The sequence below is a fragment of the Streptomyces pallidus (ex Mingjun et al. 2026) genome (genome assembly GCF_051550185.1).
In the GTDB taxonomy this organism is placed as follows: domain Bacteria; phylum Actinomycetota; class Actinomycetes; order Streptomycetales; family Streptomycetaceae; genus Streptomyces.
In genome coordinates this window covers 3,325,776-3,343,487 of sequence record NZ_CP196181.1, presented here as the reverse complement: position 1 = coordinate 3,343,487, position 17,712 = coordinate 3,325,776, and the positions used below count along the sequence as shown (strand labels likewise).

Here is a 17,712-nt window from a genome sequence, read left to right as displayed (position 1 = left end):
TGGCCGGGGGCTCCCGATCGGAGCCCCCGGCCATCCCCGGGACCGTTCAGACCATGATTGAGACACGACCCCGAAAGAGGGATTGACGCACAGTGCTCGACGTCAACTTCTTCGACGAGCTGCGGATCGGCCTTGCCACCGCGGACGACATCCGTACCTGGTCGCACGGCGAGGTCAAGAAGCCGGAGACCATCAACTACCGCACCCTGAAGCCCGAGAAGGACGGACTCTTCTGCGAGAAGATCTTCGGCCCCACCCGGGACTGGGAGTGCTACTGCGGCAAGTACAAGCGTGTCCGCTTCAAGGGCATCATCTGTGAGCGCTGTGGCGTCGAGGTCACGCGCGCCAAGGTGCGCCGCGAGCGGATGGGCCACATCGAGCTCGCCGCCCCCGTCACCCACATCTGGTACTTCAAGGGCGTTCCGTCGCGCCTGGGCTACCTGCTGGACCTCGCGCCGAAGGACCTCGAGAAGGTCATCTACTTCGCCGCGTACATGATCACGTTCGTCGACGACGAGCGCCGTCAGCGCGACCTGCCGTCGCTGGAGGCCCACGTCTCCGTCGAGCGCCAGCAGATCGAGAACCGTCGCGACTCCGACCTGGAGGCCCGCGCCAAGAAGCTCGAGTCCGACCTGGCCGAGCTCGAGGCCGAGGGCGCCAAGGCCGACGTGCGCCGCAAGGTGCGCGAGGGCGCCGAGCGCGAGATGAAGCAGCTCCGCGACCGCTCCCAGCGCGAGATCGACCGCCTGGACGAGGTCTGGAACCGCTTCAAGAACCTCAAGGTCCAGGACCTGGAGGGCGACGAGCTCCTCTACCGCGAGCTGCGTGACCGCTTCGGCACGTACTTCGACGGTTCGATGGGTGCCGCGGCGCTGCAGAAGCGCCTGGAGTCCTTCGACCTGGAGGAGGAGGCCGAGCGCCTCCGCGAGATCATCCGCACCGGCAAGGGCCAGAAGAAGACCCGTGCGCTGAAGCGCCTGAAGGTCGTCTCCGCGTTCCTGCAGACCAGCAACAGCCCCAAGGGCATGGTCCTGGACTGCGTCCCGGTCATCCCGCCGGACCTGCGTCCGATGGTGCAGCTGGACGGTGGCCGCTTCGCGACCTCCGACCTGAACGACCTGTACCGCCGTGTCATCAACCGCAACAACCGCCTGAAGCGCCTTCTCGACCTCGGTGCCCCCGAGATCATCGTGAACAACGAGAAGCGCATGCTCCAGGAGGCGGTCGACGCCCTCTTCGACAACGGCCGTCGCGGTCGCCCGGTGACGGGCCCCGGCAACCGTCCGCTGAAGTCCCTCAGCGACATGCTGAAGGGCAAGCAGGGTCGATTCCGCCAGAACCTGCTCGGCAAGCGCGTGGACTACTCCGCGCGTTCCGTGATCGTCGTCGGTCCGCAGCTGAAGCTGCACCAGTGCGGTCTGCCCAAGGCCATGGCACTGGAGCTCTTCAAGCCGTTCGTGATGAAGCGCCTGGTCGACCTGAACCACGCGCAGAACATCAAGTCGGCCAAGCGCATGGTCGAGCGCGGCCGCACCGTCGTGTACGACGTCCTCGAAGAGGTCATCGCCGAGCACCCGGTGCTGCTGAACCGTGCGCCCACGCTGCACCGCCTCGGCATCCAGGCCTTCGAGCCGCAGCTGGTCGAGGGCAAGGCCATCCAGATCCACCCGCTCGTCTGCACCGCGTTCAACGCGGACTTCGACGGTGACCAGATGGCCGTCCACCTGCCGCTCTCCGCGGAGGCGCAGGCCGAGGCCCGCATCCTGATGCTGTCCTCGAACAACATCCTCAAGCCGGCCGACGGCCGCCCGGTGACGATGCCGACCCAGGACATGGTCCTCGGTCTGTTCTTCCTCACCACGGACGGCGAGCTGCGCGACGTCAAGGGCGAGGGCCGTGCGTTCGGCTCCACCGCCGAGGCGATCATGGCCTTCGACGCCGGCGAGCTCTCGCTGCAGTCGCAGGTCGACATCCGCTTCCCGGTGGGCACCATCCCGCCGCGCGGCTGGGTCGCCCCGGTCGCCGAGGAGGGTGAGCCGGAGTTCCAGCCGGGCGACAGCTTCCGTCTGAAGACCACGCTGGGTCGTGCGCTCTTCAACGAGCTGCTGCCGGAGGACTACCCGTTCGTCGACTACTCGGTGGGCAAGAAGCAGCTCTCCGAGATCGTCAACGACCTGGCCGAGCGCTACCCCAAGGTCATCGTGGCGGCGACGCTCGACAACCTGAAGGCGGCCGGCTTCCACTGGGCGACCCGTTCCGGCGTCACCGTGGCCATCTCCGACGTCGTGGTCCCCGAGGCCAAGAAGGAGATCGTCGCGGGCTACGAGGCCCAGGACGAGAAGGTCCAGAAGCAGTACGAGCGCGGTCTGATCACCAAGGACGAGCGCACGCAGGAGCTCATCGCGATCTGGACCAAGGCGACCAACGAGGTCGCCGAGGCGATGAACGCGAACTTCCCCAAGACCAACCCCATCTTCATGATGGTTGACTCGGGTGCCCGAGGAAACATGATGCAGATGAGGCAGATCGCCGGTATGCGTGGTCTGGTGTCGAACGCGAAGAACGAGACCATCCCGCGTCCGATCAAGGCGTCCTTCCGCGAGGGCCTCTCCGTGCTGGAGTACTTCATCTCCACGCACGGTGCCCGTAAGGGTCTGGCCGACACCGCCCTGCGTACCGCCGACTCGGGTTACCTGACCCGTCGTCTGGTGGACGTCTCGCAGGACGTGATCATCCGCGAGGAGGACTGCGGCACCGAGCGCGGTCTGAAGCTGAAGATCGCCGTCCGGGACGAGGCCGGTGTCCTGCGCAAGGCCGAGGACGTCGAGACCTCGGTGTACGCGCGCATGCTCGCCGAGGACGTCGTCGTCGACGGCAAGGTCCTGGCCCCGGCCAACGTCGACCTGGGCGATGTCCTCATCGACCAGCTCGTCGCGGCCGGCGTGGAGGAGGTCAAGACCCGCTCGGTCCTGACCTGTGAGTCCGCCGTCGGTACCTGTGCCTTCTGCTACGGCCGCTCCCTGGCCACCGGCAAGCTGGTCGACATCGGTGAGGCGGTCGGCATCATCGCCGCCCAGTCCATCGGTGAGCCCGGTACCCAGCTGACGATGCGTACCTTCCACACCGGTGGTGTGGCCGGTGACGACATCACCCAGGGTCTGCCGCGTGTCGTCGAGCTCTTCGAGGCCCGTACCCCGAAGGGTGTCGCCCCGATCTCCGAGGCCGCCGGTCGCGTGCGGATCGAGGAGACCGAGAAGACCAAGAAGATCGTCATCACGCCGGACGACGGCAGCGACGAGACGGCCTTCCCGATCTCGAAGCGCGCCAAGGTCATCGTCCACGAGGGCGACCACGTCGAGGTGGGCCAGAAGCTCACCGCGGGTGCCACCAACCCGCACGACGTGCTGCGCATCCTCGGCCAGCGTGCCGTCCAGGTCCACCTGGTCGGCGAGGTCCAGAAGGTCTACAACTCGCAGGGCGTGTCGATCCACGACAAGCACATCGAGATCATCATCCGGCAGATGCTCCGCCGCGTGACGATCATCGAGTCGGGCGACGCCGAGCTGCTCCCGGGCGAGCTCGTCGAGCGTTCGCGCTTCGAGACCGAGAACCGTCGTGTGGTCACCGAGGGCGGTCACCCCGCCTCCGGCCGTCCGCAGCTGATGGGTATCACCAAGGCCTCGCTGGCGACGGAGTCCTGGCTGTCGGCCGCCTCCTTCCAGGAGACGACCCGAGTCCTGACGGACGCGGCGATCAACGCCAAGTCCGACAGCCTCATCGGCCTCAAGGAGAACGTCATCATCGGTAAGCTCATCCCGGCCGGTACGGGCCTCGCCCGCTACCGCAACATCCGGGTCGAGCCCACCGAGGAGGCGAAGGCCGCGATGTACTCGGCCGTCGGCTACGACGACATCGACTACTCGCCCTTCGGCACCGGCTCCGGCCAGGCCGTCCCGCTGGAGGACTACGACTACGGCCCGTACAACGGCTAAGGGTCATCACGAGGAAGCCCCCCGCTGCTCCGGAAGGAGCGGCGGGGGGCTTCCCCGTTGTACGGGGTGCGGGCGTCGTACGGGTACGGGGCGCCGGCCGGGGCCGGGGGCCGCGACCGCCCGGAGGCCCGGGGGCCGCCGCCCCGGGCCTCAGGCGCGGCGTCGGCGGCGCAGGGCTGCCAGGGTCGCGGCCGTGAGGGTCAGGAGGGCTGCTGCGGCGCCGGCCAGGCCCGGGGCGAGGCCCTTCGGGGTGAAGGTGCAGGCGAGCTTCGTCGTGCCGGGGGAGACGGGGAGGGCGAGCAGGCCGTGGAAGGAGGCCGGGGCCACCGGCTTCGCGTCGGCGGTGCACTGCCAGCCCGGGACCGCGGTCATGGCGAAGACGGCCGTGCCGGTGCTGCCCGCCGGGAGGACGGCGCGGACGTCGTGGCCCCCGGTGGCGACGTCGGTGGCACCCGTCCGGGTGAGGCTGCGGACGGTGTCGTCCAGCTTGGCGCGGTCCAGACAGCCGATCGGGTGGTCGCCGGCGGTCGCGTTCTCGGTCCGGGTCCGCACCGTCACCGCCACCGTGCCGTCCGCCGGGACCGGGCCCAGCTTCACGACGCCCGTCATCTGGTCCTCCAGGGGCCGCTGGGTGCCGCCGGCGGTGAGGGTGCCGTAGAGGTCGGGGGAGAACCAGTAGGCCTCCGAGCCGGGGGCGCAGCGGGCGGCGTACGTCTGCTCCGTGGCCGTGCCGCCGCGGACCGCCGACGGGACCTGGTAGACGGCCGCGCCGAGGACGTTCTCCTGCCGGGCGTAGACGCTGCCGGCCGGGTTGGGGGAGGTGAACGGGGCGCTGCGGACCGTGACGAGCGGCGGAGCCGGGAAGCGGGCGGCGGTCCAGGTGCCCTCGGCCGGCCCGGGGCTGACCCGGGCGCCGATCGCGAAGATCGCGTCGAGGACGGGGTTGTCCGCGCCGAAGAAGGTCCGGCCGTCGTTCTTGAAGCCGTACCCGAGGGGCTCCAGCGCCCGGTAGGTGGCCTCCGGCAGGTAGCTGCTGTAGTACTGCGGGCCCTCCGCCCCGAGCGCCAGGGCGTCGTTGTACGAGGTCTGCGGCGCGCCCGAGTCGGTCCGGTACCGGGGCCAGCCGTCCACCCCGCGCACGGCGTCGTGGTGCGCGGTGATCGAGCGGTTCGAGGTGGCGACCGGCTTCGCCCAGCGCTCCCGGGCGCGGCGGGCGTCGGCGCTGGCGGCGGCCGCGGTGGACTCGGCGAAGACCACGCCGGCCATGAGCACGGCGGCCGCGGGGACCAGGAAGCGGCGCCGTTCGCCCTGCGCCAGCAGGACCAGGGCCAGGAGCGAGACCGCGCCGCCGCCGAGGACCGCCCGCCAGGTCCAGCCGCCGAAGTCGTCGGTGTGCCGGAGCAGGAAGGTGGCGGCGACCAGCAGGCCGGCCGCCGACGCGAGGTGCGGGAGACGCGGCCGGTGGGCCAGGGACAGCCAGGCCAGGACCACGACGAGCCCGCTGAAGACGAAGGCCTCGCGGTACGGGTTGCCGTTCGGCACCGCGAGCCCGTGCCACAGGTACTGGGTGGGCGGGAACTGGAAGGAGGCGAGGACCAGCAGCGTCGCCGCCGCCCACACCAGGCGGGTCCTGCGGGCGATGGCCGCGTTGAACAGGAAGGACCCGGCCAGGATCAGGCCGAGCGAGGCCACGTACAGCCGGGGCCGGCCGCCCCACAGGTGGGTGGCCGGCAGCATCCCGGACAGGAAGACCTCGATCCGCACCGGGTCGAAGGCCGCGGCCTGCGTCGGCTGGGCGGCGCCGCTGGACAGGAAGGACGGCAGGAGCAGCGGCAGGGTGAGCAGGATGCCCGTCGCGGCGGCGGTTGAGGCCCGCCACAGGGCGCGCAGCCGCTGCCGGCCGGTGAGGTCCAGCGTGGCCATCCGGACCGCGAGCAGCACGCAGGCGGCCATGGTGGCCATCATCGCCGTGTAGAAGTTGCCGAACCAGGCGAGCGCGACGATCAGGGCGGCGCCCGTCCAGCGGCGTTCCTGCAGGCACCACTCGACGGCGATGCCCAGCAGCGGGAGGGCCACCAGGCCCCACAGCCACATCGGGATGTACGAGGCGTCGCTGAGCGCCCAGCCGCACAGCCCGTAGCAGGCGCCGAGGACCCCGCGCTGCCACCACGGCCCGGGGTGCAGCCTGCCGAGGTAGACGGCCATCACGGCGGCGGCGGCGCCCATCGTGACCGGGGTGACCAGGAAGACGGCGAGGTCGACGTGGGCCCGCGGGACGAGGACGGCCAGCCAGGAGAACGGATTGCCGAGGTACGTGTAGTAGTCGGACAGGAACTGCTGTCCGAAGCCGCCGCGCCAGCTGAACAGCAGGTCGCCGGCGGCCCGCCCGTGGACGAGGTCCCACAGTGCCCGGTGGAAGGGCACGTACTGGTTGGCCTGGTCGTTGAGGGCGCGGCCGGTGTTCCCGAAGGGGAAGGTGCCGCGGAGCGCCCAGGAGGCGCAGAACGCGCCGACGGTGACGACGAAGGCGAGCAGCGGCCCGTACAGGCGCTCGGGGCGGGGTGTCAGGCGGCGGGGGCGGGGGTCGGGACCGGTGAGGACCGGGCTGTCCGCGGCCGTCGGCTCCGGGGTGACCGTCCGCAATGTCCCGCTCCCTGATCGTGGTGCCGTTTCGGGCTGAATCGCTGACGCATTTTAGTGGTCGTGCGGGAGTGGGCCGGTCGCCGCGGTCCGCGGGCGGCGAGAGGCCTATAGCACATCCGCGGGGCGGGTGCATGTCGAGCGCCCGGTGCCCAAGTGCCGCATGACCGGCGGGGATGTCGCGGGGGCCGCGGGAGGGCCTTTGTTTTGACCGGAGTGGATGCGGTGGGTACGCTCAGACCTTGTGCCTGGGGTGTGCCTGGGCTCCCGTGCGTGTCCATCAACCGCACGCGAGTCGCACCGGCCACCGAGATCCACGCGTCTTCCTGCGCTTGCGCAGGGGTCCACCGGATCCGACACACCCGACCGCGTGGGTCGGCAGAAGTTCCAGGTTAGCTTTACTACACGGCACACAGAAACCGGAGAAGTAGTGCCTACGATCCAGCAGCTGGTCCGTAAGGGCCGGCAGGACAAGGTCGAGAAGACGAAGACGCCCGCGCTTGAGGCTTCGCCCCAGCGCCGTGGCGTCTGCACGCGTGTGTTCACGACCACCCCGAAGAAGCCGAACTCGGCGCTCCGCAAGGTCGCGCGTGTGCGTCTGACCTCCGGCATCGAGGTCACCGCTTACATTCCGGGTGAGGGACACAACCTGCAGGAGCACTCCATCGTGCTCGTGCGTGGTGGCCGTGTGAAGGACCTGCCGGGTGTTCGTTACAAGATCATCCGCGGTGCGCTTGACACCCAGGCTGTCAAGAACCGCAAGCAGGCCCGCAGCCGCTACGGCGCCAAGAAGGAGAAGTAAGAATGCCTCGTAAGGGCCCCGCCCCGAAGCGCCCGGTCATCATCGACCCGGTCTACCAGTCTCCTCTTGTCACCTCCCTGATCAACAAGATCCTGCTGAACGGCAAGCGCTCCACCGCCGAGCGCATCGTCTACGGCGCCATGGAAGGCCTCCGCGAGAAGACGGGCAACGACCCGGTCATCACGCTGAAGCGCGCGCTGGAGAACGTCAAGCCGTCGCTCGAGGTCAAGTCCCGCCGCGTCGGTGGTGCGACCTACCAGGTTCCGGTCGAGGTCAAGCCGGGTCGCCAGTCGACCCTGGCGCTGCGCTGGCTCGTGGGCTACTCCCGCGCCCGCCGCGAGAAGACCATGACCGAGCGCCTCATGAACGAGCTCCTCGACGCCTCGAACGGCCTTGGTGCGGCCGTGAAGAAGCGTGAGGACACGCACAAGATGGCCGAGTCCAACAAGGCCTTCGCGCACTACCGCTGGTAGTCGCAACCCACATCGAGACCGAGAGAAGACTGAAGCCTTATGGCTACCACTTCGCTTGACCTGGCCAAGGTGCGCAACATCGGCATCATGGCCCACATCGACGCGGGCAAGACGACCACCACCGAGCGCATCCTGTTCTACACCGGTGTCTCTTACAAGATCGGTGAGGTCCACGACGGCGCTGCCACGATGGACTGGATGGAGCAGGAGCAGGAGCGCGGCATCACGATCACGTCTGCCGCGACGACCTGCCACTGGCCGCTCGAGAACGTCGACCACACCATCAACATCATCGACACCCCGGGTCACGTGGACTTCACGGTCGAGGTGGAGCGTTCGCTCCGCGTCCTCGACGGTGCCGTCACCGTGTTCGACGGTGTCGCCGGTGTGGAGCCGCAGTCCGAGACCGTTTGGCGTCAGGCGGACCGCTACGGCGTTCCGCGCATCTGCTTCGTCAACAAGCTCGACCGTACCGGCGCCGAGTTCCACCGCTGCGTCGACATGATCTCGGACCGCCTGGGCGCGGTTCCGATCGTCATGCAGCTCCCCATCGGTGCCGAGGCCGACTTCCAGGGCGTGGTCGACCTCGTCCGCATGAAGGCGCTCGTGTGGTCCGCCGAGGCGACCAAGGGCGAGATGTACGACGTCGTCGACATCCCGGCCACGCACACCGAGGCGGCCGAGGAGTGGCGCGCCAAGCTGGTGGAGCAGGTCGCCGAGAACGACGAAGAGATGATGGAGCTGTTCCTGGAGGGCACCGAGCCCACCGAAGAGCAGCTGCACGCCGCCGTGCGCCGCATCATCCTCGGCTCCGGCAAGGGCAAGGGCGAGCCCACGATCACCGCGGTCTTCTGCGGTACGGCGTTCAAGAACAAGGGTGTTCAGCCCCTGCTCGACGCCGTCGTGCGCTACCTGCCGTCGCCGCTGGACATCGAGGCCATCGAGGGCCACGACGTCCGTGACGCCGACGTGGTCGTCAAGCGCAAGCCGTCGGACGAGGAGCCCCTCGCCGCGCTCGCGTTCAAGATCATGAGCGACCCGCACCTCGGCAAGCTCACCTTCGTCCGGGTTTACTCGGGCCGCCTGGAGGCCGGCACCGCGGTGCAGAACTCCGTCAAGGGCAAGAAGGAGCGCATCGGCAAGATCTACCGCATGCACGCGAACAAGCGTGAGGAGATCGACTCGGTGGGCGCCGGCGACATCGTCGCCGTCATGGGCCTGAAGCAGACCACCACCGGTGAGACGCTGTGCGACGAGAAGAACCCGGTCATCCTGGAGTCCATGGACTTCCCGGCCCCGGTCATCCAGGTCGCCATCGAGCCCAAGTCCAAGGGTGACCAGGAGAAGCTGGGTGTCGCCATCCAGCGTCTCGCGGAGGAGGACCCCTCCTTCCACGTTCACTCGGACGAGGAGACGGGCCAGACCATCCTCGGCGGTATGGGCGAGCTGCACCTCGAGGTGCTGGTCGACCGTATGAAGCGCGAGTTCAAGGTCGAGGCCAACGTCGGCAAGCCGCAGGTCGCGTACCGCGAGACCATCCGCAAGGCGGTCGAGCGCCACGACTACACCCACAAGAAGCAGACCGGTGGTACCGGTCAGTTCGCCAAGGTGCAGATCGCGATCGAGCCGATCACGGACGCCGATGGTCCGGCGTACGAGTTCGTGAACAAGGTCACCGGTGGCCGTGTGCCGAAGGAGTACATCCCTTCGGTGGACGCCGGTGCGCAGGAGGCCATGCAGTTCGGCATCCTGGCCGGCTACGAGATGACGGGCGTCCGCGTCACGCTTCTCGACGGTGGCTACCACGAGGTCGACTCCTCCGAGCTCGCCTTCAAGATCGCCGGTTCGCAGGCCTTCAAGGAGGCCGCGCGCAAGGCTTCGCCCGTTCTGCTCGAGCCGATGATGGCCGTTGAGGTCACCACGCCCGAGGAGTCCATGGGCGATGTGATCGGTGACATCAACTCCCGCCGTGGCCAGATCCAGGCCATGGAGGACCGTCACGGAGCCAAGATCGTCAAGGGCCTCGTGCCCCTGTCGGAGATGTTCGGCTACGTCGGCGACCTCCGCAGCAAGACCTCGGGTCGCGCCAGCTACTCGATGCAGTTCGACTCCTACGCCGAGGTTCCGCGGAACGTCGCCGAGGAGATCATCGCGAAGGCCAAGGGCGAGTAACTCTCCCGAGCACACGCTTTAGGCTTGTCACCGGAACCTCTGGGGCAACAGGAGCAATTCAAAAAACCTGTTGCCCCGGGGACCGGCTTTCCAGCAAAGATCACCTGGCGCCGATGAGTAAGGCGTACAGAACCACTCTCCAGGAGGACCCCCGTGGCGAAGGCGAAGTTCGAGCGGACTAAGCCGCACGTCAACATCGGCACCATCGGTCACATTGACCACGGTAAGACGACCCTCACGGCCGCCATTACCAAGGTGCTGCACGACGCGTACCCGGACCTGAACGAGGCCTCGGCCTTCGACCAGATCGACAAGGCTCCTGAGGAGCGCCAGCGCGGTATCACCATCTCCATCGCGCACGTCGAGTACCAGACCGAGGCGCGTCACTACGCCCACGTCGACTGCCCGGGTCACGCGGACTACATCAAGAACATGATCACCGGTGCCGCGCAGATGGACGGCGCCATCCTCGTGGTCGCCGCCACCGACGGCCCGATGCCGCAGACCAAGGAGCACGTGCTCCTGGCCCGCCAGGTCGGCGTTCCGTACATCGTCGTCGCCCTGAACAAGGCCGACATGGTGGACGACGAGGAGATCCTGGAGCTCGTCGAGCTCGAGGTGCGCGAGCTCCTCTCCGAGTACGAGTTCCCGGGCGACGACCTGCCGGTCGTCCGCGTCTCGGCGCTGAAGGCGCTCGAGGGCGACAAGGAGTGGGGCGAGAAGCTCCTCGGCCTGATGGCTGCCGTGGACGAGTCGATCCCGACCCCGCCGCGTGACACCGAGAAGCCGTTCCTGATGCCCGTCGAGGACGTCTTCACGATCACCGGTCGTGGCACCGTCGTCACCGGTCGTATCGAGCGTGGTGTCCTGAAGGTCAACGAGACCGTCGACATCATCGGCATCAAGAACGAGAAGACCACCACCACGGTCACCGGCATCGAGATGTTCCGCAAGCTGCTCGACGAGGGCCAGGCCGGTGAGAACGTCGGTCTGCTGCTCCGCGGCATCAAGCGCGAGGACGTCGAGCGCGGCCAGGTCATCATCAAGCCGGGTTCGGTCACCCCGCACACCGAGTTCGAGGCCCAGGCCTACATCCTGTCCAAGGACGAGGGTGGCCGCCACACGCCGTTCTTCAACAACTACCGTCCGCAGTTCTACTTCCGTACCACGGACGTGACGGGCGTTGTGACCCTGCCGCAGGGCACCGAGATGGTCATGCCGGGCGACAACACCGAGATGTCCGTCCAGCTGATCCAGCCGGTCGCCATGGAGGAGGGCCTGAAGTTCGCCATCCGTGAGGGTGGTCGCACCGTGGGCGCCGGCCAGGTCACCAAGATCGTGAAGTAAGTCCTTCACGCTCTGACCTGGTAGTCCGCGCGAGCGGGCTCCGAGTCTGGCACGAGGGCCCCTTCCCCACCGCTTCGGCGGCGGGGGAGGGGCCCTCGGTCGTTTCCGGGCCGGGGCCGGGGCCGGGGCCGGGGCCGGGGCCGGGTGCCGGCCCTGCGTTCCGCGCGTACGGGGAAGGGCCGCACCCCCGTCGCGGGGTGCGGCCCTCGTGTGCCCTCGTGCGTTCTCTCGTGCCCTCTCGGTGCCCCGCGTCAGCTCACGCGCAGGGACTCCGTGAACTCCTTGCAGGCGGCGTAGTCGGGCAGCAGCCCCGTCTCGACGGCCTGCGCGAGCGACGGGGCGGCCTCGTCGCGCGCGGACAGCAACGGGACCTCCGCCGGCCAGTCGATGCCCAGATCCGGGTCGAGAGGGTGAACCGAGTGCTCGCCGGTCGGGTTGTACGTCTCCGAGCAGAGGTACGAAAGCGTGGCGTCGTCCGTCAGCGCGCAGAAGCCGTGGCCCATGCCCTCGGGGATGTAGACCGCGCGGCGGTCCACGTCGTCGAGGCGGACGCCCTCCCAGCGGCCGAAGGTCGGGGAGCCGACCCGCAGGTCCACGATGACGTCGAGCACGGCGCCGCGCACGCAGGTCACGTACTTGGCCTGGCCGGGCGGCACGTCGGCGAAGTGGATGCCGCGGACCACGCCGCGGGAGGACACCGACAGGTTGGCCTGCGCCAGCTTCAGCGGGTGCCCGACGACCTCGGAGAGCTTGTCGAAGCGGTACCACTCGGTGAACAGGCCGCGCGGGTCGCCGTGCAGCTGCGGGGTGATCTCGAAGACGCCTTCGAGGGGGAGCTCGCGGAACTTCACCGGCCGGCCTCCTCGTCGAGCAGGGCGAGCAGGTACTGGCCGTAGCCGCTCTTCAGCAGCGGCTGGGCCAGCTCGCGCAGTTGCGCGTCGTCGATCAGGCCGGCCCGCCAGGCCGCCTCCTCGACGCAGCCGATCTTGAAGCCCTGGCGCTCCTCGATGACGCGGACGAACTCGGAGGCCTGGACCATCGAGACGAAGGTGCCGGTGTCCAGCCAGGCGGTGCCACGGTCGAGGATGGTGACGTTCAGCTCGCCGGCCTGGAGGTACGCGTCGTTGACGGCGGTGATCTCCAGCTCGCCGCGGGCGCTGGGCCGGAGACCGCGGGCTATCTCGACGACGCGGTTGTCGTAGAAGTACAGACCGGGCACCGCGTAGCGGGACCTCGGCTCGGCCGGCTTCTCCTCGATGGAGATGGCCTGGCCCTTGTCGTCGAACTCGACGACGCCGTACGCCGTCGGGTCCGCCACCGGGTACGCGAAGACCCGGCCGCCCTTGGAGTCGGTGTGCTCGGCCAGGCGCGTGCCGAGGCCGCTGCCGTGGAAGATGTTGTCGCCCAGGATGAGGGCCACGGACTCGTCGCCGATGAAGTCGGCGCCCAGCACGAACGCCTGGGCGATGCCCTCGGGGCGCTCCTGGACCGCGTACTCCAGCCGCAGGCCGAACTGGGATCCGTCGCCGAGCAGGCGCTCGAACTGGGGACGGTCCTCCGGCGTGGTGATGACCAGAATCTCGCTGATTCCGGCCATGACCAGGGTGGAGAGCGGGTAGTAGATCATCGGCTTGTCGAAGACGGGGAGCAGCTGCTTCGAGACTGCCCGGGTCAGCGGCCAGAGTCGGGATCCGGTGCCGCCGGCCAAGAGAATTCCACGCATGGCCCCACAGTATGCGAGAGCAACCGGAACGAAGCGGTCCGGGCCGCTGGGGCAGTAGTACAAGCGACTAGACTCTCCGTACTATGCGCATCCTTGTGACCGGCGGCGCCGGCTTCATCGGTTCAGAATTCGTCCGGCAGCAGCTCGCCGCGGACGCATCGGCCCAGATCACGGTCTTCGACAAGCTCACCTACTCAGGTGTGGAAGCCAACCTCGCCCCGGTCCGCGACCACTCGGGTTACAAGTTCGTCAAGGGCGACATCTGTGACGCCGAGGCCGTCGACGCGGTCATGCCCGGCCACGACGTCGTGGTGCACTTCGCCGCCGAGTCGCACGTGGACCGCTCCATCGCGGGCGCCGGCCCGTTCGTCATGACGAACGTCGTCGGCACGCAGGTCCTGTTGGACGCCGCCCGCAAGCACGGCGTGGGCCGCTTCGTCCACATCTCCACCGACGAGGTGTACGGCTCCATCAACGAGGGCTCCTGGACCGAGGAGTGGCCGCTGGTGCCCAACTCCCCCTACTCCGCCTCGAAGGCCTCCTCCGACCTGCTGGCCCTGGCGTACGCGCGGACCCACGGCATGGACGTCGTGGTGACCCGCTGCTCCAACAACTACGGGCACTACCAGTTCCCGGAGAAGGTCATCCCGCTGTTCGTCACCAACCTGATGGACGGCAAGAAGGTCCCGCTGTACGGCAACGGCGGCAACGTCCGCGACTGGCTGCACGTCTCCGACCACTGCCGCGGCATCGACCTGGCCATGCGCAAGGGCCGCGGCGGCGAGGTCTACAACATCGGCGGCGGCACCGAGCTCACCAACAAGGAGCTGACCGGCGTCCTGCTGGAGGCCGCGGGCCTGGGCTGGGACATGGTCGAGCACGTCGAGGACCGCAAGGGCCACGACCTGCGCTACTCCATCGACATCAGCAAGATCAACGCCGAGCTGGGCTACACCCCGCAGGTCCGCTTCGAGGACGGCATCGCGCAGACCATCGCCTGGTACCGCGAGAACCGCGCCTGGTGGGAGCCGCTGAAGGACAAGGCAGCGCTGCAGAAGTGACCGCCGCCGACACGAACGCCGACACCGCCCCCGCCCCCTCCACCAACCCCGCAGCCGCCGGACGCTGGCTCGTCACCGGCGCCGCGGGCATGCTCGGCCAGGACGTCCTGGCCGTCCTGAAGGACGCCGGGATCGAGGCCTCCGGCCTGCGCCGCGCCGACCTCGACATCACCGACGCCGCGGCCGTGCGCGCCGCCGTCGAGGGCGCCGCCGTGGTCGTCAACTGCGCCGCCTGGACCGACGTGGACGGCGCGGAGACCGCCGAGGAAGCCGCCACCGCCGTCAACGGCACCGGTGTGCGCGTCCTCGCCGCGGCGTGCGCCGACGCGGGCGCGCGCCTGCTGCACGTCTCCACCGACTACGTGCTGCCGGGGGACGCCTCCGAGCCGTACCGCGAGGACGCGGCCACCGGCCCGGTCAACGCGTACGGCCGCAGCAAGCTGGTCGGCGAGCAGGCCGTCGCCGAACTCCTGCCGCGGGACGGCTACGTCGTCCGCACCGCGTGGCTGTACGGCGAGCACGGGCCCAACTTCGTCGCCACCATGCTGAAGCTGGCCGCCCAGCGCGACACCCTCGACGTGGTCGACGACCAGCACGGGCAGCCCACCTGGTCGTACGCGCTCGCGCGCCGGCTGGTCGAGCTCGGCCTGGCCGCACTGGCCGGCCGCGCCCCGGCCGGCGTCTACCACGGCACCGCGAGCGGCCGCACCACCTGGTTCGGGCTGGCCCGCGAGAGCTACCGGCTGAGCGGGCTCGACCCGGAGCGGATCCGGCCGACCACCTCCGCCGCGTTCGTCCGCCCCGCCGTGCGCCCCGCCTTCAGTGTGCTCGGGCACGACCGGTGGGCCGGGGCGGGCCTCGCCCCGCTCGCCGACTGGCGCGAGCAGCTGGCCGAGGCCCTGGCGACGCCGGTGTTCACCGCGCTGGCCGACGCCGCGTCGGCCCGGAACGGAAGCACGGGATGAAGTCCCTGCTGAGCAGGCTCACCGCGGCGCTGCCGCCGGGCACCGTCGCGGTGGCCGGCGGCACTGTCGTGCTGGGTGCGGCCTCGTACGTCCACCTGGGCGTGGCCGGGCACAGCCTGTCCACCGAGAACGTGGCGAACGTCTCCGTCCTGTGGACGATCGTCATGTCGGTCGGCATCGGCGTGTTCTTCCCCGTCGAACAGGAACTCACCCGGCTCGTCGCCGCCCGGGCGGTCCTCGGGGAGGGCGCCGCCCCCGTGCTGCGCCGGGCCACCCTGATGACCTCCGCGATGCTCGGCGCGACCCTGCTCGTCCTCGGCCTCGGCGCGGGCCCGATCGCGGACCTCCTCTTCCACGGCGACCGCAGCCTGGTCGCCGCGCTCGGCGGGGCCTTCACGGGCATGGCCGTCTGCTACCTGACCCGCGGAGTGCTGGCCGGGCTCGGCCGGTTCGGGGCGTACGGGCTGCAACTCGCCCTGGACGGCGGGCTGCGGATCGTCCTGGCCTTCGGCTGCGCCCTGGCCGGGCTCGACTCCGCGCTCGCCTTCAGCCTGGTGCTGGCCGTCGCCCCGGTCGTCGCCGTGCTGGCCACGCTGGCGCCGCTGCTGCGCGCGGTGGGGCCCGGCGAACGCATCGCCTGGCGGGAGCTGACCGGCGGGCTGGGCCTGTTGATCTGCTCGACGCTGCTGTCCCAGGTCGTCGTCAACGCCGCGGTGATGAGCACCAAACTGCTCGCCCCCGGCGACAGCGCGCTGATCGCAGCGCTGCTGAGCGCGCTCGTCCTGGCCCGGGTGCCGCTGTTCGTCTTCGGTTCGCTCCAGGCCTCGCTGCTGGGCGGGCTGACGGCCGCGTACACGGCCGGCGACCGGGCGGCGTTCTCGGCGATGCTGCGCCGGATCGCCGTGGTCGTCGGAGCGCTCGGACTGCTCGGCGGGGTGCCCGCCACCGCCCTCGGCCCCTGGCTGATCAAGGTGCTGTTCGGGCGCGAACCGGTCCTGGAGAGCCTCGACTTCCTCCTGTTGTCCGTCGGCACCGTGGCGTACATGTTCGCGATGGTGCTGGGTCAGGCGCTGATGGTGTTCAAGCGGCACAACCTGCAGCTGATGTGCTGGGCCGTCGGCACCGCAGTCCTGGCCGGAGTCACTTTCGCGCCGGGGGAGGTGGCCCTGCGCGTCATCCTGGCCTACACTCTCGGCTCCCTCGCCACCGTGCTCGGTATGCTGGCGGTGCTGAGGCTGAGGTTCCCCGGGGTCGCCCCGGGCGCGACCGAAGGGACCGGGGGGCTGGGCGCCGAGAGGGCGCCGGTCGCCGGGGCGGCCAGGGAGTGACCATGTTGCAGGCCTCCGATGTCTCACCGATCACCGAGCACGAGCACGTGCCACTTTCCGCTGGAGCTACCGTGTCCCGATACGACGATGTCTGGCTGGTCATACCGGCCTATAACGAAGGCCAGGTGATCGCCGGCGTCGTCGAGGGAGCGCGGGCCACGTTCCCGAACATCGTCGTCGTCGACGACGGCAGCACCGACGACTCCGCCGAGCACATCGCGACCACCGGCGCCCATCTGGTGCGCCACCCGGTCAACCTCGGCCAGGGCGCGGCCCTGCAGACCGGTCTGAAGTACGCCCTCGCCCAGCCCGGCGCCACGTACTTCGCGACCTTCGACGCGGACGGCCAGCACCAGACCGCGGACGTCGAGAAGATGGTCGCCGTTCTGCGCGCCGACGAGGCGGACGTGGTGCTCGGCTCCCGCTTCATCGAGCAGAACGGCCAGGTGCCGTGGATCAAGCGGGTCGTGCTCCGCACGGCCGCCGCGGTCAGCCCCACCGCCCGCAAGCTCAAGCTCACCGACGCGCACAACGGGCTGCGCGTGCTCAGCCGCAAGGCGGCCGAGCAGCTCGACATCACCATGAACGGCATGGCCCACGCGTCCGAGATCGTCGGCTTCCTGGCCGCGTCCGACCTGCGCGTCGCCGAGGTCCCCGTGGACATCCTCTACACCGACTACTCGCGCGCCAAGGGCCAGTCCCTGATCAACGGCGTCAACATCGTCTTCGACATCACTATGCGGGAGCGTGGCCGCTGATGAAGTACTTCTGGATTCAGCTGCTGCTCATCGCCGGCTCGCTGTCGATGGCCCTGATGTTCATACGCACCTGGGGCCAGGCGAAGAACCGTGCGTGGAAGCGCATCGCGTTCTCGCTGTTCGTCGTGGTCAACGTGTACGCGGTGCTCCGCCCGGGCGACGTCACCTGGGTCGCGCACGCGCTCGGCGTCGGCCGCGGCACCGACCTGGTGCTGTACGTGATGGTGCTGGCGATGGGCTTCCTGACGCTCAACACCTTCCTGCGCTTCCGCTCGCTGGAGAAGAAGATCACCGACCTCGCCCGGACGGTGGCCCTGAGCGAGGGCGCCCGGCACAACGAGCAGCGCCTCGGCAGCACCGACGGCGCCGCGCCCGAGACCAGGGCGGAGGCCGCGCCCGAGGCCGAGGCCAAGTCCGCAGCGGACCCCGAGACCGTGAAGGCCTGACACCC

13 protein-coding genes are annotated in these 17,712 nt (G+C 69.4%); 10 read left to right on the top strand and 3 right to left on the bottom strand.

Translation table 11 applies throughout. The annotated features are described in order from the left end of the window. Nucleotides 1-92 precede the first annotated feature (92 nt). A complete protein-coding gene (locus ACSHWO_RS14410) occupies nt 93-3,992 on the top strand; it encodes a DNA-directed RNA polymerase subunit beta' (protein WP_361090730.1) in 3,900 nt (1,299 codons plus the stop codon). A gap of 150 nt (nt 3,993-4,142) precedes the next feature. Here ACSHWO_RS14410 and ACSHWO_RS14405 read toward each other — a convergent pair whose 3' ends face one another. After that, nucleotides 4,143-6,635, bottom strand: coding sequence for a YfhO family protein (locus ACSHWO_RS14405; protein ID WP_438312240.1), 2,493 nt, complete (start codon nt 6,633-6,635; stop codon nt 4,143-4,145). Between the two features lie 427 nt (nt 6,636-7,062). Between ACSHWO_RS14405 and rpsL the strand changes: the two genes are divergently transcribed. The 4 genes from rpsL to tuf all read left to right on the top strand — a co-directional run bounded on the left by rpsL (nt 7,063) and on the right by tuf (nt 11,426). Next, a complete protein-coding gene (gene rpsL, locus ACSHWO_RS14400) occupies nt 7,063-7,434 on the top strand; it encodes a 30S ribosomal protein S12 (RefSeq protein WP_007265893.1) in 372 nt (123 codons plus the stop codon). Between the two features lie 2 nt (nt 7,435-7,436). Further along, complete coding sequence (gene rpsG / locus ACSHWO_RS14395; protein ID WP_114053724.1) at nt 7,437-7,907, top strand: 30S ribosomal protein S7; 471 nt, start codon at nt 7,437-7,439, stop codon at nt 7,905-7,907. A 39-nt stretch (nt 7,908-7,946) separates the two neighbouring features. Next, nucleotides 7,947-10,079 (top strand): elongation factor G, encoded by a 2,133-nt coding sequence (gene fusA / locus ACSHWO_RS14390; RefSeq protein WP_361090722.1) that lies wholly within the window; start codon nt 7,947-7,949, stop codon nt 10,077-10,079. 153 nt (nt 10,080-10,232) lie between these two features. Further along, entirely contained in the window at nt 10,233-11,426 is a 1,194-nt protein-coding gene (gene tuf, locus ACSHWO_RS14385; RefSeq protein ID WP_179173457.1) for an elongation factor Tu, read from the top strand. 251 nt (nt 11,427-11,677) lie between these two features. On the opposite strand, the gene rfbC is transcribed toward tuf, so the two are convergent. Together rfbC and rfbA are read right to left on the bottom strand one after the other, a co-directional pair. Further along, the gene (gene rfbC / locus ACSHWO_RS14380; RefSeq protein WP_438312234.1) at nt 11,678-12,277 is read right to left on the bottom strand and encodes a dTDP-4-dehydrorhamnose 3,5-epimerase; all 600 of its coding nucleotides are present in this window, start codon (nt 12,275-12,277) and stop codon (nt 11,678-11,680) included. Beyond that, nucleotides 12,274-13,149, bottom strand: a complete 876-nt coding sequence (gene rfbA / locus ACSHWO_RS14375; RefSeq protein WP_438312232.1) for a glucose-1-phosphate thymidylyltransferase RfbA — start codon at nt 13,147-13,149, stop codon at nt 12,274-12,276. Before rfbA ends, rfbC begins: the two co-directional genes overlap by 4 nt. Before the next feature lie 83 nt (nt 13,150-13,232). Between rfbA and rfbB the strand changes: the two genes are divergently transcribed. The 5 genes from rfbB (at nt 13,233) to ACSHWO_RS14350 (ending at nt 17,707) form a co-directional block, all read left to right on the top strand. Continuing rightward, nucleotides 13,233-14,210 (top strand): dTDP-glucose 4,6-dehydratase, encoded by a 978-nt coding sequence (gene rfbB / locus ACSHWO_RS14370; RefSeq protein ID WP_385833271.1) that lies wholly within the window; start codon nt 13,233-13,235, stop codon nt 14,208-14,210. After that, nucleotides 14,207-15,175: a dTDP-4-dehydrorhamnose reductase gene (gene rfbD, locus ACSHWO_RS14365; protein ID WP_438312229.1), complete on the top strand. Its 969-nt coding sequence runs from the start codon at nt 14,207-14,209 to the stop codon at nt 15,173-15,175. Before rfbB ends, rfbD begins: the two co-directional genes overlap by 4 nt. Further along, the gene (locus ACSHWO_RS14360; RefSeq protein WP_438312226.1) at nt 15,172-16,503 is read left to right on the top strand and encodes a lipopolysaccharide biosynthesis protein; all 1,332 of its coding nucleotides are present in this window, start codon (nt 15,172-15,174) and stop codon (nt 16,501-16,503) included. The genes rfbD and ACSHWO_RS14360 overlap by 4 nt, the downstream gene beginning before the upstream one ends. A gap of 71 nt (nt 16,504-16,574) precedes the next feature. Beyond that, entirely contained in the window at nt 16,575-17,261 is a 687-nt protein-coding gene (locus ACSHWO_RS14355; protein ID WP_361090703.1) for a glycosyltransferase family 2 protein, read from the top strand. After that, the gene (locus tag ACSHWO_RS14350; protein WP_438312224.1) at nt 17,261-17,707 is read left to right on the top strand and encodes a DUF2304 domain-containing protein; all 447 of its coding nucleotides are present in this window, start codon (nt 17,261-17,263) and stop codon (nt 17,705-17,707) included. Before ACSHWO_RS14355 ends, ACSHWO_RS14350 begins: the two co-directional genes overlap by 1 nt. Nucleotides 17,708-17,712 lie beyond the last annotated feature (5 nt).

Coding starts and splice junctions, on each gene's coding strand:
- fusA (WP_361090722.1), top strand. CDS start 7,947: ATGGCTACCACTTCGCTTGACCTGGCCAAGGTGCGCAACATCGGCATC.
- ACSHWO_RS14360 (WP_438312226.1), top strand. CDS start 15,172: ATGAAGTCCCTGCTGAGCAGGCTCACCGCGGCGCTGCCGCCGGGCACC.
- rfbB (WP_385833271.1), top strand. CDS start 13,233: ATGCGCATCCTTGTGACCGGCGGCGCCGGCTTCATCGGTTCAGAATTC.
- rfbA (WP_438312232.1), bottom strand. CDS start 13,149: ATGCGTGGAATTCTCTTGGCCGGCGGCACCGGATCCCGACTCTGGCCG.
- ACSHWO_RS14350 (WP_438312224.1), top strand. CDS start 17,261: ATGAAGTACTTCTGGATTCAGCTGCTGCTCATCGCCGGCTCGCTGTCG.
- rpsG (WP_114053724.1), top strand. CDS start 7,437: ATGCCTCGTAAGGGCCCCGCCCCGAAGCGCCCGGTCATCATCGACCCG.